At 37.1% G+C, this 15,948-nt stretch carries 13 protein-coding genes and 1 pseudogene; 13 read left to right on the top strand and 1 reads right to left on the bottom strand.

The features are described from left to right. The 10 genes from AKG34_RS12110 to AKG34_RS12065 all read left to right on the top strand — a co-directional run. Window positions 1–202 (top strand): transposase (locus tag AKG34_RS12110; protein WP_180320465.1); only part of this gene is annotated, 202 nt, incomplete at its 5' end. A 512-nt stretch (window positions 203–714) separates the two neighbouring features. Next, complete coding sequence (locus AKG34_RS12105; protein ID WP_053346293.1) at window positions 715–2,898, top strand: acetate--CoA ligase family protein; 2,184 nt, start codon at window positions 715–717, stop codon at window positions 2,896–2,898. A gap of 7 nt (window positions 2,899–2,905) precedes the next feature. Then, entirely contained in the window at window positions 2,906–3,364 is a 459-nt protein-coding gene (locus AKG34_RS12100; protein ID WP_053346292.1) for a MaoC family dehydratase N-terminal domain-containing protein, read from the top strand. Between the two features lie 192 nt (window positions 3,365–3,556). Continuing rightward, entirely contained in the window at window positions 3,557–3,973 is a 417-nt protein-coding gene (locus tag AKG34_RS12095) for a MaoC/PaaZ C-terminal domain-containing protein (RefSeq protein ID WP_053346291.1), read from the top strand. 35 nt (window positions 3,974–4,008) lie between these two features. Beyond that, window positions 4,009–5,172 carry a thiolase C-terminal domain-containing protein gene (locus AKG34_RS12090; protein WP_053346290.1) on the top strand — a complete coding sequence of 388 codons (1,164 nt, stop codon included), beginning with the start codon at window positions 4,009–4,011 and terminating at the stop codon, window positions 5,170–5,172. Between the two features lie 11 nt (window positions 5,173–5,183). Continuing rightward, window positions 5,184–5,600, top strand: coding sequence for a Zn-ribbon domain-containing OB-fold protein (locus AKG34_RS12085; protein WP_053346289.1), 417 nt, complete (start codon window positions 5,184–5,186; stop codon window positions 5,598–5,600). Between the two features lie 40 nt (window positions 5,601–5,640). Then, a complete protein-coding gene (locus AKG34_RS12080) occupies window positions 5,641–6,837 on the top strand; it encodes an acyl-CoA dehydrogenase family protein (protein WP_053346288.1) in 1,197 nt (398 codons plus the stop codon). A 22-nt stretch (window positions 6,838–6,859) separates the two neighbouring features. After that, on the top strand, window positions 6,860–8,026 hold the full coding sequence (locus AKG34_RS12075) for an acyl-CoA dehydrogenase family protein (protein ID WP_053346287.1): 1,167 nt from the start codon (window positions 6,860–6,862) through the stop codon (window positions 8,024–8,026). A 35-nt stretch (window positions 8,027–8,061) separates the two neighbouring features. Further along, a complete protein-coding gene (locus tag AKG34_RS12070; protein ID WP_053346286.1) occupies window positions 8,062–9,537 on the top strand; it encodes an aldehyde dehydrogenase family protein in 1,476 nt (491 codons plus the stop codon). Between the two features lie 66 nt (window positions 9,538–9,603). After that, on the top strand, window positions 9,604–10,878 hold the full coding sequence (locus AKG34_RS12065) for an MFS transporter (RefSeq protein ID WP_053346285.1): 1,275 nt from the start codon (window positions 9,604–9,606) through the stop codon (window positions 10,876–10,878). Between the two features lie 675 nt (window positions 10,879–11,553). Here the strand turns inward: AKG34_RS12065 and AKG34_RS29465 are convergent. Further along, window positions 11,554–11,745 (bottom strand): Na-translocating system protein MpsC family protein, encoded by a 192-nt coding sequence (locus tag AKG34_RS29465; RefSeq protein ID WP_330219170.1) that lies wholly within the window; start codon window positions 11,743–11,745, stop codon window positions 11,554–11,556. Window positions 11,746–12,656: 911 nt separating this feature from the next. Here AKG34_RS29465 and AKG34_RS12050 point away from each other — a divergent pair. From AKG34_RS12050 to moaA, 3 genes and pseudogenes are all read left to right on the top strand, one after another. Beyond that, window positions 12,657–13,705 (top strand): annotated as a pseudogene (locus tag AKG34_RS12050) (Mrp/NBP35 family ATP-binding protein). 355 nt (window positions 13,706–14,060) lie between these two features. After that, a complete protein-coding gene (gene fdhD, locus AKG34_RS12045; protein WP_053346283.1) occupies window positions 14,061–14,858 on the top strand; it encodes a formate dehydrogenase accessory sulfurtransferase FdhD in 798 nt (265 codons plus the stop codon). Window positions 14,859–14,916: 58 nt separating this feature from the next. Next, entirely contained in the window at window positions 14,917–15,933 is a 1,017-nt protein-coding gene (gene moaA, locus AKG34_RS12040; RefSeq protein WP_053346282.1) for a GTP 3',8-cyclase MoaA, read from the top strand. The last annotated feature ends 15 nt before the right edge of the window (window positions 15,934–15,948 follow it).

The following is a 15,948-nucleotide window of genomic DNA, read 5'->3' as shown; positions in this document are numbered from 1 at the left end:
TCATCAAGATGTAAAACCTATATATGCGAAACGTAAAGAAACGATTGAGCGTGTATTCGCAGATGCAAAAGAAAAGCATGGTATGCGTTGGACTACTTTAAGGGGACTTAAAAAATTGTCGATGCAAGCGATGCTTACTTTCGCTGCCATTAATTTAAAGAAGATGGCCAATTGGACATGGCAAGGTCCAAAAATGGCCTAACAGAGTGGGCTCGTAGAGCCACAATATCTTAACCTTGGACCAAAATTCAAAGGGAATTTCAAAAGGGGTTCGGAATTTTATAATTCCGAACCCCTTTTGTCTACAAACTGAAACCTCTTCATCTATATGGAAGAGGTTTTTTCGTTATTAAATATGAATGTTCTTCTAGATTCATGAATTCTTGTTAAGGAAAAATCCTGAATGTATTTTTCATATTTTGTTATACTTTTTAATTTTAAGAAATTTCCCATAAAAGGTTTTCAGAAATATAGTTCGGCGCTTATCTTGTTCCAATGTCGGGGTTATCGGTGCGTAAAGTCGGGGTAATCGAGAACATTTATTTTTAATAGGATTCTCGAAAACCTTGCTGCATATAGTTTTTTTTTAGCCTTTTTTTATTATTTACACCCTAATGTTTAAATGAATTTAACAAATGTGATTTTTAAGAATTTTATTGCCTTCCATGTAAGATTACAACAAAGATATTTTCTGTATATGTGGGGGGAAGATTTTTGACAAAAGATAATAAGTTAAATAATTCTTATGAAACTCTTGAGCCATTATTTAATCCTAGATCTGTCGCAATCCTAGGTGCTTCTGAGAGTAAATACAAAATCGGATATTTACAAGTTAAAGCTCTTTTAGATGGCCAGTTTAGTGGAGAGATATATCCAATCAATCGTAAAACAAAAGAAATCGAAGGTTTAAAATGTTACCCATCTTTATCAGATATCCCAAACGATATTGATTTAGCTATTTTTTGCCTAGGTGCTGAACAGGTACAGCAAGCTTTAGAGGACTGTGCGCAAAAGAAAGTAAAAGCGGCGATCATTTTTGCTGCAGGTTTTTCTGAAACTGGGGAAGAAGGTGCCAGACAACAGGAGACACTTACTGAACTTGCTAGAAAGAATGGCATACGGATAGTGGGACCTAACTGCGTTGGTTTAGTGAATTTGTCTAATGGTTTAATAGGTACTTTTTCACCTGCTATTCTATCTGTACCTTTAAATGATCAAAGAGGTGTGGGGTATGTTTCACAAAGTGGAGCGTTTGGTGTATTAACTTATATAGCAGCAGCGCAGAATGGGCTAAGCTTTAATTACTTCGTGAGTGTAGGAAATGAAATGGAAACTGAATTCTCAGATATTATTGAATATATGATTCATGATCCAAAAACAAGTGTAATAAGTGGTTACTTAGAAGGAGCTAAAAACCCAGATAAATTAAGAAGCTTAGCTAAAGAAGCGTTGGATAGAAATAAACCAATTGTTGTCATGAAAACAGGACGAAGTATAGCCGGTAGCAGAGCTGCTGCATCTCATACAGGATCACTTGCCGGATCAGATAAGGTATATGATGCCTTTTTTAAACAATCAGGCATGGTTAGAGCCGACGATTATGAAGATATCATATCTTTTTCTAAGCTTTTCCTTTCCAATAAACTTCCAAAAGGGAGGAATACGGTAATAATCACTAGTTCTGGTGGCAGGGGTATAAATGAAGCAGATCGTTGTGAGGCCTATGGTCTTAATATCATACCACTAAGTTCGAAGACAACAACAGAGATTAAGCGATTTTTACCTAACTTTGCAAGCGTTTCCAACCCTGTTGATTTAACAGCTGCTGCATCAGTTTCAAATCCAGAATTATTTTTAGCTCCATTACGAGCACTTATTGAGGATCCAGATGTCGATAACATCATTTTCACAGAATTTCCGTTCAGTTGGACCGCTGAAAATCCATTATTGCAAGAGTTTATAGATATTTGTAGCCGTTCAAATAAATTTGTATTTATTACAACATTCCCGTTAGATGGTATGTCCCTTCCTCCGGGAACTCCAGAGCTTGTGAAAAATGGTATTCCAGTTATACCAGGTAATCTAAATCCAATTAGAGGATTAGCTAAATTAGTGGAGTACAGTGAATACTATCGGAAAAATCAGGAAGCGAACGTTTTCAATTCCTCAAAGAAAATAGAGAAACAAAGATTACAAAGCTTGTTGGAGCCCGGTACTACATTAAGTGAATCTCAAGCAAGTGATATTTTAGAACGCTATCAGATTCCGACAACAAAGCGGGTAATAGCTGAAAATGCAGAAAAAGCTTCCCAACATGCAAACAAAATCGGTTACCCGGTAGTGCTAAAGGTTGATTCTCCAGATATTCCTCATAAAACGGAGGCAGATGCCATTCGATTGAATCTAAAAGATGATCAAGAAGTAAAGAAAGCATTTAATGAGATAAAACGTAATGCACTAAATTATAAACCAGATGCAAAAATCAATGGAATTTCTGTTCAGGAAATGTTACCTGATGGAGTTGAAGTTATTGTTGGTGCGAGTAACGATCCTGTATTTGGACCAGTTATTATGTTTGGTTTAGGCGGAATATTTGTTGAGATTTACAAAGATATTTCGTTTAGAATAGCACCTCTAACGAGAAAAGATGCGCTTGAAATGATTGAAGATATTAAAGGAAAAGCCATTTTAAAAGGGACGCGCGGAAAATCTTCTATTGATATTGAAGCCATCATTGATGTGTTATTAAAGGTTTCTGCTCTGGTTACTGATTATAAAGACTCCATCGAAGAGTTGGATATTAATCCTTTAATAGTTTATGAAAATGGGATCAAAGCGGCAGATGCCATGATTGTAGTAGGAAACAAAGTCGATGATAAAGCAACCATTAGGGGGTAGAAAGCAAATGGATTTGGAAAATTTAAACGGTTTAACGGGATCTGAATTTATATTTGAAGTCGAAAAAAGGCATATACGTCAATTCGCAGAAGCGATAGGCGACCTAAATCCTTTATACGTGGATGAAGAGTATGCTGCAAAAACGTCATATGGCGGCATTATTGCACCACCAACCTTCCCTATAGCAATTGGACAAGATAGTGGAGAAAGCCTTGACTTGGGTCTCGATCAAAGAAGAATGCTGCATGGGGAACAGGAGTTTATTTATAATCGTCCAATTCGACCCTGGGATATCTTATATTGCCAGATGAAAGTATCTGATGTGTACGAACGTGAAGGCAGAAAAGGACCTATGCAGTTTTTGGTACTTGATACAGAAATGAAAGATGAATCTGGAGAGTTGGTTGTTATTAGCAGAACGAATATTATTTACCGTCCTTTAAGGGGCAGTCATTCTCCTGTTTGAAAACATCATCAATTATAAGTGAGAAGCAAATTTCACTTAAATTACGAGCGTTCAAATAATTGTAAGTAAAAGATATCTATTTTTGAAAAATAAGTTGATACCTTATAGCAAGTAGAGTCGATCACAGATTATAAGGGGTGAATAACCATCCGAGCCAGAAGGATAATTTGCCACTGAAAGGAGGAATTGAAAATGTTGATTTATGAAGGTTTATATGAAGGTCAAAAGCTTAAGTCCCTCATCAAGCCGGCAGTAACAAAGGTGCAACTAGTCAAATATGCAGGTGCTTCAGGAGATTTTAACCCGCTACATACAGATGTTGCCTTCGCAAAGGAAATCGGAATGCAAGGTGTGATTGCTCACGGAATGCTGGTAATGGGATTTTTAGGTGAATATGTAATGAAACTAGCTGGTGATACAGCGATGCCGTCTAACTTTAGAATGAGATTTGGCGCTGTAACTATACCAGGAGACCAAATTACTTGTTCTGCGTTTGTAAATAATGTTTATGAAGAAAAAGGTCAGCGGTTTGTCAGACTTGACCTTATTGCTGAAAAGGAACCAGAGCAGGTAGTTGGTTCAGGCCAAGTAGTTTTACAGTTTCAGTAAGTAGTTTTTAAGCAATCAAAGAGGAGGTATTTTTTATGGGAAGCATAAAAGATCGCTATGCCATAGTTGGTGTAGGAGAAAGCGAGCGTTCCAAGAATTCGGGCACAACTCCGTTACATTTGGCATTGGATGCAGCACGAGCTGCATTGAATGATGCTGGTCTTCAAGCGAAAGATATTGATGGTTTTATGAGTTATTCAGAAAATGATTCTTGTACATCACATCAGTTAGCAACATATTTAGGGGTCCGTCCGAAATATGTAAAAGATATTATGGGTGGAGGAAGCAGTACGGAAATGTTGATTGCTGATGCCGTTGGACTTATTGAAACAGGCCAATTAAATACAGTGTTGATTTATCGTTCTATGAATGGTCGTTCTGGTGTGCGCATGGGCGGAGGCGGATGGGATGTAAATATGCTTCAATCAGCCATTGAAGGTGGAAGCTTTATCATTCCTTACGGAGCTGGTAGTCCAGCTCAATGGTTCGGACTTTTTGCAACTCGTCATATGCATGAAACTGGGCTTACCCAGGAGCATCTTGGACATGTTTGCTTAAGTTTTTATGAACATGCTCAACGGAATCCTAAAGCTTACTTTTACGGTAAACCTTTAACGATGGAGGAATATCAGAAAACACCATATTTAAGTTATCCGTTTAAAAAACATGACTTCTGTCTGGAATCTGATGAAGCAAATGCGATTATTGTTACATCAGCAGACCGAGCTAAAGATTGCAAATCCAAGCCAGTATACATCATGGGTTTATCAGCTAGACAGTGTGTGTCACATGCACATTATTGGAATGATTTAACTGAAGTAGCAGCAGACTATGTTGCCCCTGAAGTATATAAAATGGCTGATGTAAAACCTGAAGATATTAATGTTGCTTCTATTTATGACTGTTATAGCTGGGTTGTCCTTCGTCAGTTAGAGGCATATGGATTTGCTCCACGAGGTGAAGTAGGGAATTTTGTAGCCGAAGGAAACTTGCGTATGGGTGGAAAATTACCTTCAAATACAGCAGGAGGAATGCTGTCAGAAGGCTATACACATGGGATGAATAACGTATTGGAAATTGTTAGGCAAGTACGACACGAATATAAAGGATCAGATCGTCAAGTAGAAAATTGCGAAATAGGAATATGTACTGGCTGGGCTGGTCCTGATATGGCTGGAGCTATGATTCTTAGAAATTAGGAGGGGACAAAATGGAATTCCAAAAACCAATTCCGCTGAAAACACAAGATAATAGTCCGTATTGGGATGGAGCAGACCGTCATGAACTGATTCTACAAAAATGTAAAAGTTGTAATGAATATTCACATCCTCCAGGTCCGAGTTGTGCAAAATGCGGCAGTACTGAACTAAGCTGGGAAAGCCAAGGCAATGATATAAATGGAAAAGTTTATTCGTATATTGTTTCTTATCGTCCTTTTCTTCCAGGGTTTCAAGATGATTTACCGCTCATTATTGCGATTGTTGAATTAAATAAGTTGCCACAGGTCAAATTAATCGGAAATATTCTTCAATGTTCACCTGATGATATTGAAATAGGAATGCCTGTTAAGATGGTTTGGAAAGAAATTACGGAAGACCGCTCACTTCCGCAATGGACTCAAGTGTAGAAAAATAATTTTGTTTAGCTAAAAAGGAGGAAAGAAAACTATGGATTTTTCATTTACAACAAAAGAAGAAGAATTCCGACATGAATTGAGAACCTGGCTTGAAGAAAATTTACCTGAAGGTTGGTTAGATGGAACTAGCAAAATATCTAAAAATGAAGGTGAGTATGCTATTTTCTTGAGAAACTGGCAAAGAAAATTATATGAAGGTGGTTGGGCAGCGATTGCTTGGCCTGAAAAATATGGAGGTCGAGAAGCAACGTTGATGGAGGAAATTGTTTATCAACAGGAAATGGTTCGTGTAAAGGCGCCTGCACTTGTAAATTATGTAGGCATTCATATGGTAGCACCGACTCTAATGCAAATTGGGACAGAAGAACAAAAATCAAAGTATATCCAAAAGATTCTCACAGGTGAAGAGGTATGGTGTCAAGGATATTCCGAACCAAATGCAGGATCCGATTTATCAGCTATTCAAACAAGCGCAGTGAAAGATGGAGATCGTTGGATAATAAATGGTCAAAAGGTATGGACCAGTTTTGGTCATTTAGCGGATCGATGCTTTTTACTAGCTCGAACTAATCGTTTCGATAAGAAGCATAAAGGAATAACTGTGTTTCTTTTAGATATGAATCAACCAGGAGTAGAAACTAGACCTATCATTCAAATGGATGGTCAGCATGATTTTAATGAAGTGTATTTAAATGATGCGATTGCGTATGATGCTGAAATTGTTGGTGAAGTGGATGAAGGTTGGAAGGTTACAATCGCCCTGCTTATGCACGAGAGAACTGGAATCGGCGGACAGGTTTTTACACTAGAGCAGCAGTTTAATGAACTTGTGTCTTTGACTAAAGAGTTAAAAGAGGATGATCAGCCATTAATGGCTAACCCGCTTGTTCGTAAAGAAATGATAGATTTATATACTCGTACCCGTGGTTCGCTATTAAATTATTATCGGAATTTAACGAAAACATTAAAAAACGGTCACCCGGGAGCGGAAGGCTCAATGGATAAATTGATGGTAAGTGAACTCACCAAAGAACTTCTTTCTCAATCGATATCTCTACAGGGTCATCAAGGCATTTTATGGAAAGAAGATGCAATCACTGCCAATTCATACTGGCAAAATAATTATCTTTATTCCTTCGGCCAGACAATTGGCGGAGGAACGAGCGAAATACAAAAAAACACAATTGGAGAAAGAATTCTAGGTTTGCCGAAAGATATGGGACGTTAAGACTAAAAAGGGGTGATTAAAGATGGATTTTTCTTTAAATCAAGAGCAAGAGATGTTTCGAGGATATGTCCGAAAGTATTTAGATGATGCCGGGCAAACAAAAACGGCCCGTGAATTTATAAAAGGTGAAACAGAATCATTACAATCAATATTAACAGGTATGGCCGAATTAGGTTGTACAAGTATTAATATTTCGGAAAATTACGGAGGAATGGGTTTAGGTCCTCTAGATTTAATACCTGTTCTTGAAGAAACTGGTCGTTCTTTATTGCCAGGCTTATATTTAGAAACGAATGCACTTGCAGTTCCATTACTAGAAAAATTCGGTACGGAAGAACAAAAAGAAAGATATTTGTCCGAAATTTCGAATGGGACAAAATCATTTTCTCTAGCTTGGTTGGAACCAGGTGGAAGTTATAACCCATCTGGTATTAATCTAGCAGTAAAAGAAGAAAATAACCATTTGGTATTAAATGGTGTGAAATCATTAGTTCCCGATGCGGAGTTAGCTGATCATTATATCGTACTAGGTCGCACCAGTACAGGTAATGGTAAAGAAGGGATTTCATTAATCATTATTGATCGAACAGCAACAAACATGACTATCCAAAGCCAAAAAAACATTGATGAAACGCGACGATTAGCAGAACTAATATTCACTAATGTTGAAATTCCAATGAATCAAATACTTGGACCTCTCAATCATGGCTGGGAAACTCTTCAAGAAGGGTTACTCTCTTTCAATGCGGCTCTTTCCGCAGTAATTGTCGGTAGTATGGAGAAAGTGGTAGAGATGGCTGCAGAGTATGCAAAAATTCGGGAACAGTTTGGTCAGCCTATCGGAAGATTTCAAGCCATTAAACATAGAATAGTAGATATGAAAATGGATCTTGAGACAGCTCGGTCCTTAGCTTATTACGCAAACTGGGCTTTGGAAAGTAATGCAGAAGATCGTGTTCAGGCTATTTCTTGCGCTCGATTATTTGCAACTGACGCATTTACCCGTATTTCTTCCGATAATATTCAGATTCATGGCGGCATTGGATTTACAGAAGAAATTGATTGCCATCTTTTTGTCAAGCGTGCTAGGTTCTATGAAAATTATTTAGGCAGTACAGAGCATTATTATAATCAAGCGGCTACAGCATTAGGTTGGTCTAACAAAGATGAAGCTATTATTTCTGTTTAAAAGGCTTACTTATTTTGAAAGGGCGGAGATTTTCATTGAAAACTGCAAATGAAATAAGAGAGTTTCATAATATCATTAATGGAAACCTGATTTCTTCTTCTTCGGGAACCCGATTAGAGAGTATTGATCCTTCAACAGGAAAGGTCTGGGCTACATTTCCTTGTAGCACCAGCCAAGATGCTGAATCGGCAGTAGAAGCAGCTCGAGCAGCTTTTGAGGAGTGGTCGTCTCGACCGGCTATGGAGCGTGCTGCTTTTTTAAGACAAATAGGTGACTTAATCATTCAACATGGTGAAGAGTTAGCTGAACTAGAAACAAGAGATAATGGATGGGTAATTAAAGAAACGAGCTATGGTCTAATCCCTAGTTTAGCAAGTCTTTGGTATGATGCAGCAGGAGCAACGGCTGTTGGAAGTAAGGGGAAAACTGTTCAATTGGGTCCAACAAGCGTTGGATATACATTGAGGGAACCATTAGGGGTCGTAGTAGGCGTTCTTCCATGGAATTCCCCACTTTTTACTTTTTCTATTAAAGCAGCTTATGCGCTTGCTGCTGGAAATACGGTGATTATTAAACCATCAGAAATGGCATCTATTGCTTCATTGCGATATGGTGAACTAATTAATAAGATCATTCCACCTGGAATTCTAAATGTTGTATCAGGAAATGGAGGGGAAGTAGGAGATACATTAGTCAGTCATCCTGGAGTAAACAAGATTAGTCTAACTGGATCTGGAGGAACGGCTAGGGCGATTGCGCAATCAATAGCTCGGAAACCAAAGCCGATGATTTTAGAACTGGGTGGGAAGTCACCAAACATAGTCTTTGCAGATGCTGATCTTGATAAAGCTGCACATGGAGTTACAATTTATGGAATCTTCAGTGGTAACGCAGGTCAACTCTGTGTAGGTGGATCACGGATTCTTATTCAAAGGCCGATTTTTGATGAGATGATTATCAAAATGAAAGAAGTAATAGCTCAGCAAATTCAACTAGGAGATCCAATGAATCTAAAAAGCTCAATGGGACCAATTGCTAACTCCTCACAATATGACAAGGTATGCTCGTATATTGAATTAGGAAAAAAAGAGGGGGGAGAAGTTATCATAGGCGGTCGTCATGGGGGTGCCGCTCTATTACCTGACGATCCCCAATTAGCGGATGGCTATTGGGTTGAGCCTACGTTAATTAAGGTAAATAGTAATTCTCTTCGAATCTGCCAAGAGGAAATCTTTGGTCCTGTAGCAACCGTGATACCATTCGATACGGAAGAGGAAGCAATAGCCATTGCAAATGATAGTGCATTTGGTTTAGGAGCTGGCGTTTGGACATCGAATTTGGATCGAGCTCACCGGATGATTCGTCAATTAGAATCAGGAAATGTCTGGGTGAACTTGTTCCGTAGAGTTGGACCAGAGCTTCCATTTGGAGGACAAAAAGACAGTGGATTTGGAACGGATTCCATCCTTGAATATACCCGTGAGAAGACCTGTTATATTGAAATCGGATGAACCTTACATTATGTAATCTAGCTAGTAAAGAACTTGTTGTAAATAGAGAAACTGGAGGTTCAATAAATGGCACAAGGGTCTAAAGGTGTTTTTTATGGATGGTATGTTGTGTTGTGTGGCTTCTTTATTATGTTCGCCGGCTTCTCTATAATAAATTCTTTACACAGTCTATTCATGGTCCCTGTTACAGATGATTTAGGGATAAGCAGAACCGCTTTTTCAATCGCACTTTCGATTGCCGGCCTTGGAGTGGCTGTTGCTTCTCCATTCATGGGTAAACTGCTAGCAAAAGGAAATATGAAATTGATTATGTCCATTTGCGTAATAATGGCCGGAGTAGGATTTATGTCATATTCGCTAGCAAACTCAGCGCTATATTTTAGCATTGTAGGATTTATGATTGGTATCAGCGTGGCAGGATTCTCCAATATCCCGATTTCAATTATGGTAACCAACTGGTTTTATGAGAAAAAAGGAAAAGCAATGGGTTTAGCCTTTGCGGGTTCAGGTATTGGAGCTGCAGTGTTAAGTCCAATTTTAACTACATTAATCTCAAACTACGGTTGGAGAATAGCCTACGTTATTGCTGGTGCACTTATCATTGTTTTAACGTTGCCTTTAGTACTACTATTTGCCAAGAAAAGTCCTGCTGAAAAAGGACTAGTTCCACTGGGAGCAGACGAGATGGAATCTGCGGAGAATTTAGGGTCTGAACAGAGTGGCCTAACCATGGGAGAAGCAAAGAAGACAGCTATGTTTTGGATTTTTGTCCTAGGAATCGTTTGCTTTGCATTAGTTGCAGGCGGCGTTCAAATGCATATTCCAGCCTATCTAATGGATATCGGACATCCAGCCATTTTTGCCGGCACAATTTTTGGTATTCTTTCCCTTGCAAATACGGTAGGGAAGTTGATTTTAGGTGCAGTATTTGATAAGTTCGGTACTGCAGGTGGTGCAATTTATGTTGGATTTTGTATGACGACTGCTATGGTAGCGCTTCTGTTAGCTAAGACACAAGCATTCGCTTTCTTATTTGCAATTGCATTTGGCTTTAGTATTGTCATTTCCACATTAGGTCCGCCTTTTATGACTAATGATATCTTTGGAAAGAAAGATTTTGGATCTATTTTTGGTATAGTGCAAGTTTTCTTTGTAGCGGCAGGTTCCTTTGGGGTAATAGTTTCTGGTTTAATCTATGATGTGACTCAAAGCTACCGTGTAGCTTGGATTTTCTTCCTTTGCTTATTCATCTTCAGTATGGTCTGTGTGTTAGTAGCAAACAGTATGAAAAAAACAACGAAAGAAAAATTCAAAAACACTTCCAATCAAAAAATTATATAAAGTTGTTGAATCATGTTAATAGATCCTAAGAAATATCACTGCTATGACATTTCAACTTAAAATGTACCATTCCTATTAAATGAATGTTTTCTAAAAAAGACACTAACTTTACGAGTAGTGTCTTTTTTCTTATTCAACTTTTCATAACCAAGGTGAGCTATTCTCTATTTTGTCAATTAGTAATCAAATTCATCATTTATGAGAATATCCAAGAAATATTAAGAATATTCATGTGTCTGTTTAGGGTTATTTGTGAAGGGGATTTTTGTCCCTTAATATCGAAACCAATTACAGGGCATGGATCCAGAGAGTATCACAGTGGCAGGTCACAGCGATTACCTTGATGTCCAAAGAGCATGGAGGTCCGACTATCCGCCAACATTTGTGAAAAAAGTATCAGATCGTTCGTCCTTATCATCCAACTTTTAAGTGGAAGTAGTAAAAGAGAATCTGTATGGGAAATACATACACAAATCTTTATCGAACATGGATTAGTGAACAATACCATAAGTATGCCGGGCTGCTTTTTCTATGTAAACGTTGATTATCCTTGTAACGATGGATTATACCTCCTAATTTATTCTAGTATAGCTAATGACTAAGGCTGAATAGGCATATCGAACACAAAAATCGTCATCGCAGTATCAATATCTATATTAATATCCGTAAAGATGCTCACAATTTTCCCGTGCATTCCTCAAGTTTTTTCAACACGGTAGGATCCTGATAGATTTCCTTCACTAATTTAGTTCGTGCTTCATGAACCATTCGTTGTCCTTCTTTGGAGCCAATCATAAACTTTTCTATATTCGTCAGATTACCTTTCATCTCACTAATCACCCAGTGACCTACAAAACGAGTAGTAATTTCCTTTGGTCCATTTCCAACGTATTGCTTACGTATTTCACGAAGTTACATATTGAATTGATGCTCCATACTTTTTGTCATTGATTTCTCCTATCTCATCATTTAAGTGTTAAACTAGACTCTCTATTTGTCTCCATGAAGAACCAATAATGCAAGGTAGTTTAACTATTTACTCTTATTAATTAATGAATAAAGTATAATTAAAATTGTTGTAATAAAGTAATTAAATTAATGAAAATTAAAGAAAAATATTTTATGTAATTAAAGATTAGATCACATTATGCTGTTTGAAATATTATTTAACATTTACTTAATAATTCTATTAACAAAAATGAGTGGTATCCTTTTGAGTGATATTATAAGATACTTATCAAAACGTCTACATGATATAAGACATGTCAGTACTCGTAACCACTTTTTTACTGCTTATTTGCTATTGAGGTGAGACATTTAAAGTATTATAATAAAAATATAAAAAAATCATTGATGTTAGGTAATGACAAATTGCCATAACGTCCTGTTTTTTATTTTTGTTATACGTGATGAGATGGATCGCTAGTAGGATAAACTGCTTAGTAATTAGCCCATCATAAAATTGACTGTGTATTGCATTTGCATGTACACAATCTATTTTATGGTGGGCTTTTTGATTTTTAAAAGAAGGAGAGTTTTTTAAGTTGGGAAAGTCCGAATAAAAATTAGTGGAGAGCATCATGAAATAGATCTGAATCCCCTCCAATGCTTTACTTACTCTTACAACAGGAATAGTTGATAACTCAAATATCTGTTATTCTGCGATACCTAATGATAGGAATTTAGCATCAACATATGCTTAAAGTTGGTTAAAATCTTTTTTTTTAGCAGTTAACCATGTTAAGAATGAAATTATTAAATAAAAAGGACTGATAGTTATGTTGACACATGAAGAAATTATGAACGCTTTAAAACATGTCCAAGATCCCGAGCTCCATAAAAGCATCGTGGATTTGAACATGGTAAGAAATATAGAAATTGATGGTACACGTATTTAACTTGAGGTGGTTTTAACAATCCAAGCCTGTCCATTGAAAGCAAAAATAAAAGAAGATGTTGAAAACTCTCTTCGAAATATGGGAGCCTCAAGTGTTGAGTTAACCTTTGGATATATGACCCCAGAAAAACGGGCTTCATTAACACAAACTTTAAAGAAAAGTGCTACAACAGCGTCCGGAATGCCTAACATGTTACGACCTGATTCAGATGTACAATTTATTACTGTGACAAGTGGAAAAGGTGGAGTGGGAAAATCAACGGTTACCGTTAATCTGGCCACTGCTCTGGCCCGTATGGGAAAAAAGTCGGAGTGTTAGATGCGGATATTTACGGATTTAGTATCCCTGCGATGATGGGGATCGGTCAAAAGCCAACCATGATTGACCAGACAGTCATTCCAATTGTAAGTCATGGCGTTAAAGTCATGTCTATGGGATGTTTTACAGACAATAATAAACCAGTTATGTGGCGAGGACCGATGCTAAACAAATGGATTCAAAACTTCCTTACCAACACGCATTGGGGAGAAATGGATTACCTCCTTCTTGATTTACCTCCTGGCACAGGAGACGTAGCCATTGATGTAGCTGCCATGATTCCACAGGCAAAGGAAATTATCGTAACGACTCCTCACAATATCGCTTCTTATGTTACTTCAAGAGCAGGTGTCATGGCGAAACATACCAATCATGAAATCTTAGGTATCGTTGAAAATATGGCATATTATGAAGAACAAGATGGTTCGAGGAACTACCTTTTTGGAAAAGGTGGCGGCGATATGCTAGCTCAACAGCTACAATCTGAAGTAGTAGCAAGAATTCCTTTTGCCAAACGTGAGGAAAATAAAGGTTCAAGTATATACGATGAAGATTCGCTTACTGGAGAGATGTTTACATCATTAGCTCAAGATCTTGTTCATAGAGGATAGTTATCTACCATCTAGAATTATTCGTTGCCAATGAAGAAAAGGCGGTATCCCTGTAAATCAAATCTTTCTCATAAAGATACTGAGGTGTTTTTAAAAAGTTCAGTGTAAAAAAGCTTATTTTTGATGAGTTTCTTCTATATATAATGTTCAATCCTTGTATGGGTATTTATGCTAACAAAAACATTTATTTTAAGAACCTCCAAGGCTGCACATGGTTCATTAAACCACAACAAAAATGATTCAAGGTGTATATCTAGTTATTCCTCTGTAGAAATAGAAAGGTAGTAGGAACCAAGCTAATTGAAGAAAGAAAGAATTCTTCGATAAAAATATAATGTAAAGGATGTGGTGCTATATGAAACCAGCAGTGGAGAAAAGGGAAATCCTTAGATTCACAAACGGACATATTGAAAATGCTGAAGATATAATTGTTACGGAATTTCCAGTTACAGTAAAAATTAACGAACAAGAATTTGTTACGATGGTTTGTACACCCGAATATATTCAAGATATGGTTATCGGTTACTTAGCATCTGAAGGAATTATACGGAAATATGAGGAAATCAAAGACATTTGGGTTCAAGAAAAAGAAGGGTATGTACATGTGAAAATAGATAAATTGAATCCTTATTACCAAAATTTCCAGAACAAGCGCTATATTACATCATGCTGTGGAATGAGCAGACAAGGGTTTGTCTTCGTTAACGATGCATTAACTGCTAAGAAGATGAATGAAATTCGAGTCAAGCTCTCGCCAGATGATTGTTTTCGTTTAATGAATAATTTACAAATTTCCGCCACTATTTTCCAAGATACAGGAGGAGTGCATAATGCTGCACTCTGTGATATAAACGGTTTTATGCTAAGTCGGATGGACATAGGAAGACATAATGCTTTGGATAAAATATACGGATATTGTTTAAAAAATAATATCTCGATTGGAAATAAAATCATTGTTTTTAGCGGACGTATATCTTCAGAAATTTTATTGAAAGTAGCAAAAATTGGTTGTGAGGTAGTTCTTTCAAAATCTGCGCCGACTGAATTGGCATTACAGCTAGCAGAAGAACTAGGGATTACGACAGTAGGTTTTATTCGCAATCAATCTTTGAATATTTATACATGTCCAGAGCGAATTCAACAGAAACTGTAAGAAATAATTGCCATTAATTTTAGTTGGTTTTCTATATTAGAGAGGAGACGAGAAAAACATGGAAGATGGTATATTGGACAAATTACAACGCCCATTGAGTGATCTGCGTTTATCTGTGACCGATCGTTGTAATTTTCGCTGTCGTTATTGCATGCCTGAAGAAATATTTGGACCTAATTATCCTTTTTTATCCTCTGATAAAATTCTGTCTTTTGATGAAATGGAGAGATTGAGCCGTATATTTGTTTCATTAGGTGTTAGAAAAATACGTATTACAGGAGGAGAACCTCTATTACGCAAGAATCTTCCTGAATTGATTCATCGTTTGAATTTGATTAATGGAGTAGAAGACATTGCCATTACGACAAATGGATCTCTTCTTAAAAAGTATACGCCTGAGTTAATTAATGCTGGGTTAAGACGGGTGACAGTTAGTCTTGATTCCTTAGATGATGAATGTTTTAACCAGTTAAATGGGAATAGAAGCAAAGTTGCGAGAGTTTTAGAGGGTATTCAGGCAGCTTCTAATGCAGGACTAAAAGTGAAAATAAACATGGTCGTTCAAAAAGGGAAAAACGATCAAGATCTTATTCCAATGGCGAGATATTTTAAAGAGCATAAACATACTCTTCGGTTTATTGAGTATATGGATGTAGGAAATTCAAATGTCTGGAGAATGGCAGAAGTAATGACAAAGCAAGAGATTTTAGATCGAATTGGAGAAGTCATGCCGTTAGAACAAATTATGCCAAATTATGTAGGAGAGGTTGCTACTAGATACCGGTATATAGACAGTGATCAAGAAATTGGAATAATATCATCTGTGACCGATTCTTTTTGCTCGACCTGTTCAAGGGCTAGAGTTTCTGCTGAAGGGAAATTATATACATGTTTATTTGCAACAAAAGGATATGATCTTCGTCAATTGCTCCGCTCAGAAGAGTCGGATGATGTGATTACAAATAAAATTACTGATATTTGGAATCATCGTAGCGATCGCTATTCTGATGAAAGAGTAAATGGTAATAGTTCAAGAAATAGCTCAAAAGTAGAAATGTCTCATATAGGCGGCTAAAATATAAAAATTGTG

The sequence above is a fragment of the Peribacillus butanolivorans genome, assembly GCF_001273755.1.
GTDB lineage: Bacteria > Bacillota > Bacilli > Bacillales > DSM-1321 > Peribacillus > Peribacillus butanolivorans.
Note: the sequence above shows the minus strand (reverse complement) of the source record. Positions and strands in the feature narration are given on the sequence as shown.

Bases quoted from the DNA above. Each gene is read 5' to 3' on its own strand.
- moaA (WP_053346282.1), top strand. From the start codon at position 14,917: ATGGAAGATGGTATATTGGACAAATTACAACGCCCATTGAGTGATCTG.
- AKG34_RS12085 (WP_053346289.1), top strand. From the start codon at position 5,184: ATGGAATTCCAAAAACCAATTCCGCTGAAAACACAAGATAATAGTCCG.
- fdhD (WP_053346283.1), top strand. From the start codon at position 14,061: ATGAAACCAGCAGTGGAGAAAAGGGAAATCCTTAGATTCACAAACGGA.
- AKG34_RS12075 (WP_053346287.1), top strand. From the start codon at position 6,860: ATGGATTTTTCTTTAAATCAAGAGCAAGAGATGTTTCGAGGATATGTC.
- AKG34_RS12065 (WP_053346285.1), top strand. From the start codon at position 9,604: ATGGCACAAGGGTCTAAAGGTGTTTTTTATGGATGGTATGTTGTGTTG.
- AKG34_RS12090 (WP_053346290.1), top strand. From the start codon at position 4,009: ATGGGAAGCATAAAAGATCGCTATGCCATAGTTGGTGTAGGAGAAAGC.
- AKG34_RS12080 (WP_053346288.1), top strand. From the start codon at position 5,641: ATGGATTTTTCATTTACAACAAAAGAAGAAGAATTCCGACATGAATTG.
- AKG34_RS12095 (WP_053346291.1), top strand. From the start codon at position 3,557: ATGTTGATTTATGAAGGTTTATATGAAGGTCAAAAGCTTAAGTCCCTC.
- AKG34_RS12100 (WP_053346292.1), top strand. From the start codon at position 2,906: ATGGATTTGGAAAATTTAAACGGTTTAACGGGATCTGAATTTATATTT.